Below are 11,832 nucleotides of genomic sequence, written 5' to 3'. Positions count from 1 at the left end.
GCCGGGATGCCCGGCCGCCCGTCAGTGCATGGCCTTTAGTTGCTGGCTGCTGCCTTGTCGTAGGCCGCGATCAGCCGGCGGGCCTTGTTACGCACAGTCGTTGCGTCGTCACCCGGGGCATAGAGGTTCGACCCCATGCCGAAGGTCGACACGCCGATCTTCCAGAAGTCTGCGAAGGACGCTTCGGAGACGCCGCCGACGACACCGACGATGGTGTCGGCCGGCAGGATGGTCTTGATCGCCGCGATCCCGCTTGTGCCGAGCACGCTGCCGGGGAAGAACTTGAGCGCCGACGAGCCGCACTTGACCGCAAGCAGCGCCTCGGTCGGCGTGAAGACGCCGGGCATGGTCAGCATCTTGTGCTCCGACGCACGCGCAATCACCGACGGTTCGATGTTCGGGCTGACCACCAGGCGGCCGCCCGCATCGGCCAGCCGATCGACCTGTTCGGCGGAAAGTACGGTGCCGGCGCCGATCACGCACTTACTGCCGAATGCGTCAACCGCCCTGCGGATCGAGGTGTAGGGATCTGGCGAATTGAGCGGGATCTCGATCAGTTCGAACCCTTCCTCGACCAGCGTGCCGACGATCGATTCGGCTTCCTCCGGCTTGATGCCGCGCAGGATGGCGACGAGCGAGCGCTGCAACTGCGGCCAGGCGATGATTGAGGCCATGTCTTTGTTTCCTTATGCCCAGATTGAATGCGCGGCCAGATAGAGGCCCTGGCGAACGGCGTGGTCGGCGTCGACGTGCTTGACGTTGAGACCGACGCGATGGAGCGCCACCCGATAGAGATCGGCCACGGACCCCGAGGCCACCAGGGTGACATCGGTGTGGTCGGGAAAGTTCTGCCTGGCGGCCAGCACCTCGGCTCCGATCAGCAGGCCGGAGAGGTGTGCTGCGCCATCGCTCTTGGCCTCGAAGCCCAGCAATTGCGAGGCGCGGACGCCGAAAAGCCGGCTCAATGCCAGGCAGGGATCTGCGACACCCTTGTCGAGTGCGTTGAGGAAAGCCGGCGCGTCGGCGCCGAACTTGACGTCGGCATCGATCGCGAAGGCGAGGGTGGAGTGCTTGTTGAGCAGGCCGAAGAGTTCGCCCGTCATCAGGGTCGCAAATCGCCTCAGCCAGCCATCCTCGAGTACCACCCATTTGCTGTGGGTGCCCGGCATGCAGACGAGCTGGCGCGCGACACCATCGCCGAGCCCGAGAAGCTGGGTCTCTTCGCCGCGCATCACTTCGGGTGCCAATGGGTCGCGCTGGGCGACGCCTGGCAGGATGCGGATGTCGGCAAAGCTGTTCGGCACGCTGACGGCCCTGGCTGCGAAGTCGTTGAGCCGCGTCGGCGCGTCGACATAAGGCGCCTCGACCCAGCCTTGGCGCGCCCCGGCCATGCCGCAGATCAGGATCGGCAGGGACGCGGGGGCCGCTAACTTGCCAAGGTGCGCCTGGAGGACCGGCTCGAATCCCGACGTCACGCAGTGCGTCATGCCTTCGGGCCCGCGGCTTTCCGTCAGCACGCTGCCGTCCCGGGCCAGAAGCCAGGCGCGGAAGCTGCTGGTGCCCCAGTCGACCGCCACGCAGAAGGCATCCTCCTGCGGTGCGGGCGATGACATGGCTGTGTCTTGTGCATTGCTCATGCTGGGAACCCTCGGCATGTTTTCGGAAGAAGCGCGGCCGGCGTCACTGGCTCATCCAGCGCATCGGCGCCATCACAAGTTCAGGGAACAGCACGAGCAGGAACAGCACCACGGTCTCGGCCAGCAGGAACGGCCAGATGCGCTTCATCAGCTTGCCCATCCGCATGTTGCCGACGCCGCACACGACGTTGAGCACGGTGCCGACGGGCGGGGTGATCAGCCCGATCGCGTTGTTCATGATGAACAGCACGCCGAAATAGACCGGGTCGATGCCGGCCTGCTTCAGCACCGGCACCAGCACCGGGGTCAGGATCAGGATGGTGGGCGCGAAGTCGAGCGCGCTGCCGACGATCAGCACCAGCACCATCAGCACCAGGATGAGCAGCATCTGGTTGTCCATGATCGGCTCCAGCAGCGCAACCATCTGGGCTGGCATGTTGGCCGCCGCGATCAGCCAGGCCGAGACCGAAGCCGCAGCCACGAGGAACATCACCACCGAGGTGGTTTTGGCGGCGTTGAGCATGAGGCCGTAGAGCTGGCCGAACTTCAGTTCGCGATTGACGAACAGGCCGATGATCAGGGCGTAGACGGCCGCCACGACTGCAGCTTCGGTCGGCGTGAAGAAGCCGAACTTGAGGCCGCCGATGATGATGACCGGCAACATCAGGCCCCAGAAGCTCTCGAGCGTGAGGCTAAGCCGCTCCCTTAGTGGCGGCTTGGCAGCCACCTCGATCTTGTCCTTGCGCGCGACGTACATCCACGTCAGCAGCAGCGATGTACCCATCAGGATGCCAGGCACGATGCCGGCGAGGAACAGCTTGGAGATCGAAACCTGGGCCGCCACGCCGTAGAGGATCATGCCGATCGACGGCGGGATGACGGGGGCGATGATGCCGCCGGCAGCGATCAGGCCGCCGGAACGGTAGGGATCGTAGCCGGCCTGCCGCATCATCGGCAGCAGCACCGCGGCCAGAGCTGCGGTATCGGCAACGGCCGAACCGGAGAGCGATGCCATGACGACGGCAGCGCCGATCGCCACGAAGCCCAGGCCACCGCGCAGGTGTCCCACCCAGGCCATTGCCATGTGGATGATGCGCCGGGTGATGCCGCCGGCGTTCATGAATTCGCCCGCCAGCATAAAGAACGGCACGGCGAGAAGCGGGAAGCTGTTGGCGCCGTCCCACATGTTCTGCACGATGATCTGGGGGTCGGTCATGCCCATGTGGAACATCAGGGCCAGGCCCGAGACGATGAGGGCCAACGCGACCGGCATGCCGATCGCCATCGCGGCGAGCAGGGAAACGACGAAGATAAGGATGGTCATGACTTGCGCGCCGCCTCAACGCTGGAATCGACGTCATGCATGCCTTCTTCCTCGACCTGAATGAGTTCGTCGTCGCGGACTTGGCCGCGCGCGAAACGAACCAGATTGTGGATGCAGAGCGCAGCCATCAGGGCGCCGGTCACGAGCGTTACGTCGTAGACCCAGCTCATGGGCAACTGCATGACGGTGGAAATGGTGCTGGCGTTGATCTCGTGCTGCATGAAGGTGCCGACGAAGATGTAGACGCTGCAGACGAAGATCAGGATCTGGGAGATCATCCAGCATAGCCGCCTCCACCTGACAGGCAGCGCCAGAACGACGGTGTCGACGCCGAGGTGCCGGTTCTCCCGCATCGCTACCACAGCCCCGATGAAGGTCAGCCAGATGAACAGGAAGCGGGGGAGCTCTTCGGAGATGTCGATGCCGGTGTTGAACCCGGCGCGCAAGATGACGTTGCCGAGCACCATCACGAACATGCCGGCCATGCAGACCACCATGACGGCTTCAAGCAGGTGAAAAAATCTGTCTACCAGACGCGGCATTGTTCGGACCTCCCGAATGGATCAGGGACGCATGCAGTGATGCCGCAGGCGTTCCCGCCTGCGGCATCACCTGGCTTGTGCGTCAGTTGGCTGCGCCCTTGCGCGCGGCTTCGACGGCGGCCGTGAACTCCGTCACGAAATCGGCGCCGACCGAGGCGGTGTATTTGTCGACCACCGGCTTGACGATTTCGCGCATCTTGGCGAGTTCGGCTTCCGGCATGGCATCGATCTCGACACCGGTTGCCTTGAGCTGGTCGGTGATCTTGCCGTCGTTTTCGGCAATCAGCTTGGCCTGGTAGGCCGAAGCGTCGGCAGCAGCCGTCATGACCGCCTTGCGGTCAGCTTCCGACAGGCCTTCGAACCAGGTCTTGGAAGCGACGATGGCCACCGGCGAATAAACGTGGTTGGTCATCGTGATGTACTTCTGCACTTCGTAGATGCGGTTGGCGTAGATGTGGGCCAGCGGGTTTTCCTGGCCGTCCAGCGCCTTGGTCTCGAGCGCCGAGAAGACTTCCGAGAACGACATCGTCACGGCGTTGGCGCCGAGTGCCTTCCAGGTGTCGAGAGCCACCGGGTTCTGCATGACGCGCAGCTTCAGGCCCGAAATGTCGTCGACCGACTTGATCGGCTTTTCGCCGTTGGTCAGGTTGCGGAAGCCGAATTCGCTCCAGGCGAGACCGGTCAGGCCGATTTCCGACATGCGGTCCAGCATCTTGCGGCCGATCGGGCCGTTCAACACGGCGCCGGCTTCTTCGCGATTGGCAAACATGAACGGGAAGTCGAAGATCTGGACTTCCTTGATCTTGCCGGAAAGCGGCGCGACTCCGCCGATGTAGAGTTCGAGCGTGCCGCTCTGTGCAGCCTGTAGCATCTTGTCGTCGCCGCCGAGGATGCCGCCGTCGAAGACCTGGATCTCGACGCGGTTTTCGGTCGCCTTGGCGACGTCTTCGGCGAACTTCTTCATGGCGACGGCCTGCGGGTGCTCTGCCGGCATGCCATGCCCGAGGCGGGCGGCCGATGCCTGGCCGGCGAGGCCGATGAGGCTGACGGCTGCAGCCAGCGTGAATGCGAGCGCTTTGAGACGCATGTTAACTCCTCTCTTGGGTTTTGATTTCGGGCGATGACCGGGGTGGTGGCGGGATTGCGCCATCCCCGATTGGATCAACTCATAGGCCTGGGCGATTGCGCCTTGCGGTGCGCGACCGTGTGCCGCGCCCGAGCCGTCGAGCACTCATTCTGGCCGGCGGAAACGGCGGGCGCCGACAGCCCGATGTGGCGGACCGCAATGCCTGCGATCGCCGCATCTCCGGCATTCCACGAAACGAACTCGGTCACGCGCCCTCCCAGGCAAACTGGATGCTCTTGACGCCCCAATAACTCCGATTATAAGAGAAAACAAGACTGATTGCTTGACTGCTTGTGGGATCGAGCGTCGCATGCGTCGGCTCAAGGGAGGGCAGCGCGAGGAGGAGTGCCGGCACGCTTGCCGGGGACATCCATCGCCGTCATCCCGCAGTTCCGGCGTCTGCGCGAGCGGGCCAAGAATGGCCGCAGGCGCGTTCAAGCCATCGGTGCCGCACGGCACCGATCAACAACGGGATAGACAAGACGTGACACGGAAATTGCGTTCTCAGGCCTGGTTCGGAGGCTTCGGCAAGGATGCCTTCATCCACCGCAGCTGGATGAAGAACAACGGCCTGCCGGACGATGCCTTCGACGGCCGCCCGGTGATCGGCATCTGCAACACCTTCTCCGAACTCACGCCTTGCAACGCCCACTTCCGCGGGCTGGTCGAGCACGTCAAGGCCGGTATCCTGGAAGCCGGCGGCTTGCCGCTCGAGTTCCCTGTCTTCTCCTGCGGTGAGTCGAACCTGCGCCCGACCGCCATGCTGTTCCGCAATCTCGCCTCGATGGATGTCGAGGAAGCCATTCGCGGCAACCCGATGGACGGCGTGGTGCTGATGGCCGGCTGCGACAAGACCACGCCGTCGCTGGTGATGGGCGCGGCTTCTTGCGACGTGCCGGCGATCGTCGTCTCCGGCGGGCCGATGCTCAACGGCCGCTTCCGCGGCAAGGCCATCGGCTCTGGCACCGACGTCTGGAAATTCTCCGAGGACGTGCGCGCCGGTGTCATGACCGAACAGGAATTCGCCGCCGCCGAGAGCGCCATGTCGCGCTCGCCCGGCCACTGCATGACCATGGGCACCGCCTCGACCATGGCGTCGATGGTGGAATCGCTCGGCCTGGCCCTGCCGGGCAACGCCGCCTATCCGGCGGTCGATGCGCACCGCGCTCGGCTCGCCCGCCTTTCGGGGCGGCGCATCGTCGAGATGGTCAAGGAAGACCTGCGCCTATCCAAGATCCTCACGCTCAAGGCCTTCGCCAATGCGATCCGCATCAACGGCGCCATCGGTGGCTCGACCAATGCCGTCGTCCACCTGCTGGCGATTGCCGGGCGCATCGGTGCCGAGCTTTCGCTGGACGACTGGGATCGCTACGGCCGCGACATCCCGACCATCCTCAACCTGATGCCATCCGGCAAGTTCCTGATGGAAGAATTCTGCTACGCCGGTGGCCTGCCGGCTGTGATGAAGGAAATCGCCGACCTGCTCGATCTCGACGCCTTGACGGTGACCGGCAGGACGGTGGGCGAAAACATCGCCGGCGCCGAGAATTTCAACGACGAGGTCATCCTGCCGCGCGACAAGGCGCTGACTTCGCAGGGCGGCATCGCCGTCCTGCGCGGCAACCTTGCCCCCAATGGCGCGATCCTGAAGCCTTCGGCCGCATCGCCCGAATTGATGCGCCACCGCGGCCGCGCCGTCGTCTTCGAGAGCATCGAGCACTACAAGGCACGGGTCGACGACCCGGCGCTCGACATCGACGAGACCTGTGTGATGGTGCTCAAGAATTGCGGCCCCAAGGGTTATCCGGGCATGGCCGAGGTCGGCAACATGGCGCTGCCGCAGAAGCTGCTGGAGAAGGGCGTGCGCGACATGGTTCGCATTTCGGACGCGCGCATGTCGGGCACCGCCTTTGGCACCGTCGTGCTGCATGCCGCGCCCGAAGCGGCTGTCGGTGGCCCGCTCGCGCTGATCGAGGACGGCGACATGATCGAGCTCGACGTCGAGAGCCGCCGACTGCATCTCGAAGTGTCGGACGATGAACTTGCCCGCCGCCGTGAGCGCTGGACCCCGCCGGTGCCTGACATGCAGGGTGGCTATCAGAGCCTCTATGTCGAGCGCGTCATGCAGGCCGACCGCGGTGCGGACCTCGATTTCCTGGTCGGCTGCCGCGGCCACGACGTGCCGCGCGAAAGCCATTGAGGGAGATGCCGATGTCCGGTTTTCCGGTAGCCGAGATGCACGGCATTCACGCCATCCTCTACGCGCTGTTCGATGAGCAGGAGCGGCTCGACCGTGCCGCGATGCGACGTCAGGTCGAGGTTTGCCTGTCGGCCGGTGTCCATGGCATGGCGGCGCTCGGCCTTGCCACCGAAGTGTCCAAGCTGACCGAAGCCGAGCGTCGGACCGTCATGGACTGGATCGCCGAAGACACCGGCGGTCGGGTGCCGCTGGCGCTGACCGTCTTCGGCTCGTCCGTCGCCGAGCAGATCGCCCAGGTCCGCCATGCCGAAAGCGTCGGCGCGGATTGGCTGATCCTGCAGCCGCCGATGGTCGGCCAATATGGTGCGGCCGAATACATCCGCTTCTTCGGTCGCGTTGCCGAGGCGACCGATCTGCCGGTCGCCATCCAGAATGCGCCGGCCTTCATGGGCCGCGGGCTGAGCTCGACCGAAATCAGCGATCTCGTGCGCCAGCATCCGAACATCCAGTTGGTGAAAGGCGAGGGGCCGGTGGTCGACATCGCCGGCCTGGTCGAGGCGACCGGCGGAAAGCTGCCGATCTTCAACGGTCGGGCCGGGCTGGAGATGCTCGATAATCTGCGCATCGGCTGCCGTGGCCTGATCCTTGCGCCCGATTGCATCGACTATGCGGTCGCAGCCTATGACAGCTTCCGTGCCGGCGACGAAGAAGGTGCGCTGGCGACCTATCGCAGGATGCTTCCGGCTGTCGTCTCGACCATGCAGGGGCTGGAGAACCTGCTGTGCTACGGCAAGCGTCTGTTTGCCCTGCGCACGGGATTGACCGTCCACGATCGCGGCCCCGCGCTGCGTCCGAACGCGACCGGGCTTGCGATGATCGATCGCTTCGCCGCCGACCTCGGGCCTCTGCAACGCAGGACCATCGCGTAAGCGCTGGTTGAATTGCTGCCAATGCTGTGAATTATGACAGCGCGCCAGCGAGATTTCCGGCGCGCTGTGCCGTGCCGGCTGTTACGGCCAAAAATCCATGTCGGGACCGGGTGCCATGACCAAGCCAATGCTGATGCAGGAACGCGGCTTGCCGGCGCAGATCGCCGCCGAGATCGGCCGCCGCATCACGCGCGGCGATCTCAAGCCGGGCGACATGCTGCCGAAGGAACTGGAACTGCTGTCGAGCCTGCAGGTCAGCCGCACGACGCTGCGCGAGGCGCTGAAGATCCTGTCGACCAAGGGATTCATCGAGGCCAAGCCGCGCATGGGCACGCGTGTCCTGCCGGCCGATCGGTGGAACACGCTCGATCCCACCGTCCTGTCGTGGCAGGACGATTCCGAAAGCAGCGGAACACTTGCCGAGGAACTGTTCGAGATTCGTCTGTCCATCGAGCCGATGGCCGCCGGCTTGGCCGCGCGTCGCTCGACCGCTGCCGACCGGGCCGGCATTCGCCGCGCCTTCGAGGCGATGTCGCGCCAGTATGACGACGAACGGCAGTCGGTCGAGGCCGACATTGCCTTTCACCTTCAGATCATCCAGGCCGCCCACAACCGCTTCCTGTTGCCTGTTTCGTCGGTGATACGCGCCGCACTCACCGTGAGTATCCCCAAGACGATGCGCGCCTTCGGTGGCATAGGCCACTCGCTGTCCATGCATGAGGCGATTGCCATCGCGATCGAGGCCAAGGATGAGGCGGGCGCTGAGGAAGCCTCGCGCAAGCTGATCCAGGACACCTATCAGCGCAATTTCAAGTCCCCGAAGACCTGAGGGCTGGCGAGCCGCATTGGTCTCTCCCGGCTGCGGCCGCGTCCTTTGCAGCCGTCCATATCCAGCGCTGATCGCCAACGAGCTAGGGACGAGCGGCGTCGCGCTGTTGCGCGCGGTGCCTTCTGGCAGTCGAGCGTTGACTATGTATGGCGGGGGGATTGCAAGGTCTTGAATGGTCGGAGTGGAGAGATTCGAACTCCCGACCCTCTGGTCCCAAACCAGATGCGCTACCAGACTGCGCTACACTCCGAAATCACATTTCGACGCCGTGCCTAGTGGCTTCCGCTCGACATGGCAAGGGCAAAAAAGCGGAAACCGGCTTTCGCCTTGCAGCAATGACGATTGCGCAGTAAATGACGGGCGCATCTGGATGTCCGCGCACGCTGCGGACTCACGAGTGAGGGAATTATGTCCGCGCGAATTTTCAGCCCCGCCAAGACCGCCATGCAGTCGGGCAAAGCCAAGACCGGGCACTGGGTGCTCGAATTCGACGCCGAGAAGCCGAAGAAGATCGATCCGCTGATGGGCTACACCAGCTCCGGCGACATGAGGAGCCAGATCCGCCTGACCTTCGAGACCCGCGAAGAGGCGGTGGCTTACGCCGAGCGCGAAGGCATCGCCTTCCGCGTGCAGGAGCCCAAGGAAGCCAAGCGCCGGCAGATTTCCTACTCCGACAATTTCCGCTATGACCGCAGGACGCCCTGGACGCACTGACGACCTGAGGCATGGTCATGCCGGCCTGACACGGGCCGGCCAGCGGTCCCGTAGCTCAGTTGGATAGAGCACCGGCCTTCTAAGCCGATGGTCACAGGTTCGAATCCTGTCGGGATCGCCAATCTATTTTCAGCCGTTGATTCCATGGAAGTTTTCGGCCCGCCCACCGCCGCCTTCATGGCGGCCTCTTGATTTCCGGGTAAGGTTAAAATGTTGATCACTTCAAGCGCGGCAGCAGTCCGGCCTTGAGGTGATCCTGCAGCAGCAATTGGCGCTCGTGTTGTAGCCCGTCGAAGGCGTGATCCGTCTGCCTCTGGATGTGCGAAGTAGGCATCCCCTGCCAATTCCAAAATAATCAGTACTGACCAGTTGATTTCCACTGATAGGAAAGTAAACTTCCTATCGTGCAGGACGACCTGCGCCTCGATACACACCAAGGGACGGCCCTTCTCTTACGCTGACGTAAGGAGGCCGTCGCGTATCGTTCGGAAGCGGTTCTGACGCTTTGGGTGCGTGTCCAATGCCTCGCTCGCGATGGCATTCTTCTGAAGTCTAGCGTCCATCACTTCCGTCAAATGACCATGAATAGAGCTGTGGCTGGCCGCGTCATCGAGCCGAGCAAGCCATAAGTCATTTCAGGTGTCCGCCGCCGCCCTGGGGAGGAGCTGTTCGACCATTGCGCCATGCGCTTGGTCGACGGGCCGACTGTTGTCTGTCGCCCATAGAAATAGAAATGTCAGGGGACCATATGAACAACGAACTAACTGCTCTAACGACAATTTTTACCGAGTTTTACTATTGGGTCACGGTCGTCATGATGTTTCTCATCCATGCCGGCCTGCTCGCCTATGAATTCGGCGTGACCCGCCCCAAGAATCTCAATCAGACTTTGGTCCGCCACACGATGAGTCTGGCACTTGTGACCGTCACCTGGTTCCTGTTTGCCTGGTGGATCTACTGGGCGTTCAACAACGGGCCGTTTCTTTTCGGCGGCGTCATATCCAATGCGGCAACGGCTGCGGCACTGCCTTGGGCAGAGCAGATGGGCCCCAATTTCCAGGACAACATACAGGGCGTTTTCTGGGCGGCATTCCTGCTGTTTTCGTGGGTGATGAGCGCCATCCTTTCCGGGGTGGCGATTGAACGGGTACGAACCGGCGCCTTCATGATCCTGTCCGTCCTGGTTGGATCGATCACCTGGATCTGGCATGCGTCCTGGGGCTGGAACGCCACGGGCTGGACGACGCAGTTGCTCGGCTATCACGACGCTTACGCATCGGGAGTCATTCATGCCATCGCCGGCGGTGCCTGTCTGGCTTTGACGATCGTGCTGGGACCTCGCATCGGCAAGTTTGGTCCAAACGGCGAGGTTCGGGAAATCAAGCCGCACAACTCCTTCCTGTCGGTCCTTGGCCTGTTCATCATCTACACGGGGTTCTGGGGCTTCTATGCGGCGTGCAACATTCCGATCGTCGATGTGAGCCGCGACGCCGAAACTGTCCGCTTCGCTGCGACGACGATCTATGGAACGCCCACGACGCTCTCGGCCATCACCTTCAACTTCCTGATGTCGCTGGCTGGTGGTCTGATGGCGGCTTGCGTGGTCAGCCGCGGCGATCCGTTCTGGACGCTGTCCGGGGGCCTTGCCGGCATCATCGCTGCCTCGGCGGGTAATGATCTCTACCATCCGCTGATTTCAATGTTCATCGGCGCTTCCGGCGCGGCGATCGCGTTCAAGCTTCATCATTATGTCGAGCGCCGTTTTCGCATCGACGATCCGGTCGGGGCTATTGCGGTTCACGGCTATGCGGGCGTTTGGGGGCTCATTGTCTGCGGTTTCGTCCTGTGGGGTTATCCCGCCGCACCAGCCGCGCCCGATGTGCAGAACTGGGCAGGCTCGGTTGGATGGCTGGGCACGACGCCGGCGGGAGATCCGGCGATCAATCCGATTGGCATGATCATCGGTGCGATTCTCACCTTCGGGCTGTTTGGCTTTCTTGCCACGTGGGTGGTGGCCAAGGTGCTGCAGCGCATGGGCATCCTGCGTGAACCTTTCGAAGTGGAACTGGCAGGCGCCGACACTTGGCATAACCGGGACATCTATCCCTACGGCGCCGGCGTGGTCACCGAATTCGAAGCGGTTGAGCGCAACGAAGCTGCGCGTTTCTGACTGTCAACCAATTGGAGGAGACCCAAGCTATGGAAACCGGACTGACTGATTGGACCAATCTCGACACCATCGGTGCCTTCTACCCCTTCCAGGGGTTCGAATGGCTGCTGGTGGCAGCCGCCGTCTGCTTCTGGCTCTGGTGGCACTATCGCTGCATCGTCGATGAGGACCGGGAAATGCGGGAAGCGGCGGAGTATTACCGCCGTCACGGCATCACGCGTTGCATCTCGGCGGATGGCAAACCGCGACGGCCGCCCGAATCGGTCTGAAGAAGCAAAACACGCCCAGCGGAATTGTCTGCTGGGCGTGTTGCGCCAAGGGCGTGCGTTACCTCCGGGCGGCGCGCTCGCGGTTCAGTTCA

At 63.2% G+C, this 11,832-nt stretch carries 12 protein-coding genes and 2 tRNA genes; 7 read left to right on the top strand and 7 right to left on the bottom strand.

Going from position 1 to position 11,832, the window contains the following annotated elements; all coding sequences use genetic code 11:
* Positions 1 to 35: 35 nt before the first annotated feature.
* From O1Y97_RS19700 to O1Y97_RS19675, 6 genes are all read right to left on the bottom strand, one after another.
* Entirely contained in the window at positions 36 to 674 is a 639-nt protein-coding gene (locus O1Y97_RS19700; protein WP_318762095.1) for a 2-dehydro-3-deoxy-6-phosphogalactonate aldolase, read from the bottom strand.
* Between the two features lie 12 nt (positions 675 to 686).
* A complete protein-coding gene (locus O1Y97_RS19695; RefSeq protein ID WP_318762094.1) occupies positions 687 to 1,613 on the bottom strand; it encodes a 2-dehydro-3-deoxygalactonokinase in 927 nt (308 codons plus the stop codon).
* 67 nt (positions 1,614 to 1,680) lie between these two features.
* Positions 1,681 to 2,961, bottom strand: coding sequence for a TRAP transporter large permease (locus tag O1Y97_RS19690; RefSeq protein WP_318762093.1), 1,281 nt, complete (start codon positions 2,959 to 2,961; stop codon positions 1,681 to 1,683).
* Positions 2,958 to 3,503, bottom strand: a complete 546-nt coding sequence (locus O1Y97_RS19685; protein ID WP_108608662.1) for a TRAP transporter small permease — start codon at positions 3,501 to 3,503, stop codon at positions 2,958 to 2,960. Before O1Y97_RS19685 ends, O1Y97_RS19690 begins: the two co-directional genes overlap by 4 nt.
* Positions 3,504 to 3,585: 82 nt before the next feature.
* On the bottom strand, positions 3,586 to 4,590 hold the full coding sequence (locus O1Y97_RS19680) for a TRAP transporter substrate-binding protein (protein ID WP_318762092.1): 1,005 nt from the start codon (positions 4,588 to 4,590) through the stop codon (positions 3,586 to 3,588).
* A 74-nt stretch (positions 4,591 to 4,664) separates the two neighbouring features.
* Positions 4,665 to 4,838 carry a hypothetical protein gene (locus O1Y97_RS19675; RefSeq protein WP_159091673.1) on the bottom strand — a complete coding sequence of 58 codons (174 nt, stop codon included), beginning with the start codon at positions 4,836 to 4,838 and terminating at the stop codon, positions 4,665 to 4,667.
* A 209-nt stretch (positions 4,839 to 5,047) separates the two neighbouring features.
* Here O1Y97_RS19675 and araD point away from each other — a divergent pair, with 209 nt between their 5' ends.
* From araD to O1Y97_RS19660, 3 genes are all read left to right on the top strand, one after another.
* Entirely contained in the window at positions 5,048 to 6,829 is a 1,782-nt protein-coding gene (gene araD / locus O1Y97_RS19670; protein WP_404801204.1) for an L-arabinonate dehydratase, read from the top strand.
* A gap of 11 nt (positions 6,830 to 6,840) precedes the next feature.
* Positions 6,841 to 7,758: a dihydrodipicolinate synthase family protein gene (locus O1Y97_RS19665; RefSeq protein ID WP_108609961.1), complete on the top strand. Its 918-nt coding sequence runs from the start codon at positions 6,841 to 6,843 to the stop codon at positions 7,756 to 7,758.
* A gap of 115 nt (positions 7,759 to 7,873) precedes the next feature.
* The gene (locus tag O1Y97_RS19660) at positions 7,874 to 8,587 is read left to right on the top strand and encodes a FadR/GntR family transcriptional regulator (RefSeq protein WP_159091672.1); all 714 of its coding nucleotides are present in this window, start codon (positions 7,874 to 7,876) and stop codon (positions 8,585 to 8,587) included.
* A 173-nt stretch (positions 8,588 to 8,760) separates the two neighbouring features.
* On the opposite strand, the gene O1Y97_RS19655 is transcribed toward O1Y97_RS19660, so the two are convergent.
* Positions 8,761 to 8,837, bottom strand: a tRNA-Pro gene (locus tag O1Y97_RS19655).
* A gap of 158 nt (positions 8,838 to 8,995) precedes the next feature.
* Here O1Y97_RS19655 and O1Y97_RS19650 point away from each other — a divergent pair.
* The 4 genes from O1Y97_RS19650 to O1Y97_RS19635 all read left to right on the top strand — a co-directional run bounded on the left by O1Y97_RS19650 (position 8,996) and on the right by O1Y97_RS19635 (position 11,740).
* A complete protein-coding gene (locus O1Y97_RS19650; RefSeq protein ID WP_183262132.1) occupies positions 8,996 to 9,301 on the top strand; it encodes an ETC complex I subunit in 306 nt (101 codons plus the stop codon).
* Positions 9,302 to 9,345: 44 nt separating this feature from the next.
* Positions 9,346 to 9,422, top strand: a tRNA-Arg gene (locus O1Y97_RS19645).
* Between the two features lie 555 nt (positions 9,423 to 9,977).
* Entirely contained in the window at positions 9,978 to 11,471 is a 1,494-nt protein-coding gene (locus O1Y97_RS19640; RefSeq protein ID WP_318762090.1) for an ammonium transporter, read from the top strand.
* Between the two features lie 29 nt (positions 11,472 to 11,500).
* Entirely contained in the window at positions 11,501 to 11,740 is a 240-nt protein-coding gene (locus O1Y97_RS19635; protein WP_108608656.1) for a hypothetical protein, read from the top strand.
* The last annotated feature ends 92 nt before the right edge of the window (positions 11,741 to 11,832 follow it).

The sequence above is a fragment of the Aminobacter niigataensis genome (assembly GCF_946995915.1).
GTDB lineage: Bacteria > Pseudomonadota > Alphaproteobacteria > Rhizobiales > Rhizobiaceae > Aminobacter > Aminobacter niigataensis.
The sequence above is the reverse complement of the archived record's forward strand: the minus strand, read 5'-3'. Positions and strand labels throughout refer to the sequence as shown.

Coding starts and splice junctions, on each gene's coding strand:
- O1Y97_RS19700 (WP_318762095.1), bottom strand. CDS start 674: ATGGCCTCAATCATCGCCTGGCCGCAGTTGCAGCGCTCGCTCGTCGCC.
- O1Y97_RS19695 (WP_318762094.1), bottom strand. CDS start 1,613: ATGTCATCGCCCGCACCGCAGGAGGATGCCTTCTGCGTGGCGGTCGAC.
- O1Y97_RS19690 (WP_318762093.1), bottom strand. CDS start 2,961: ATGACCATCCTTATCTTCGTCGTTTCCCTGCTCGCCGCGATGGCGATC.
- O1Y97_RS19685 (WP_108608662.1), bottom strand. CDS start 3,503: ATGCCGCGTCTGGTAGACAGATTTTTTCACCTGCTTGAAGCCGTCATG.
- O1Y97_RS19680 (WP_318762092.1), bottom strand. CDS start 4,590: ATGCGTCTCAAAGCGCTCGCATTCACGCTGGCTGCAGCCGTCAGCCTC.
- araD (WP_404801204.1), top strand. CDS start 5,048: ATGGCCGCAGGCGCGTTCAAGCCATCGGTGCCGCACGGCACCGATCAA.
- O1Y97_RS19665 (WP_108609961.1), top strand. CDS start 6,841: ATGTCCGGTTTTCCGGTAGCCGAGATGCACGGCATTCACGCCATCCTC.
- O1Y97_RS19660 (WP_159091672.1), top strand. CDS start 7,874: ATGACCAAGCCAATGCTGATGCAGGAACGCGGCTTGCCGGCGCAGATC.
- O1Y97_RS19650 (WP_183262132.1), top strand. CDS start 8,996: ATGTCCGCGCGAATTTTCAGCCCCGCCAAGACCGCCATGCAGTCGGGC.
- O1Y97_RS19635 (WP_108608656.1), top strand. CDS start 11,501: ATGGAAACCGGACTGACTGATTGGACCAATCTCGACACCATCGGTGCC.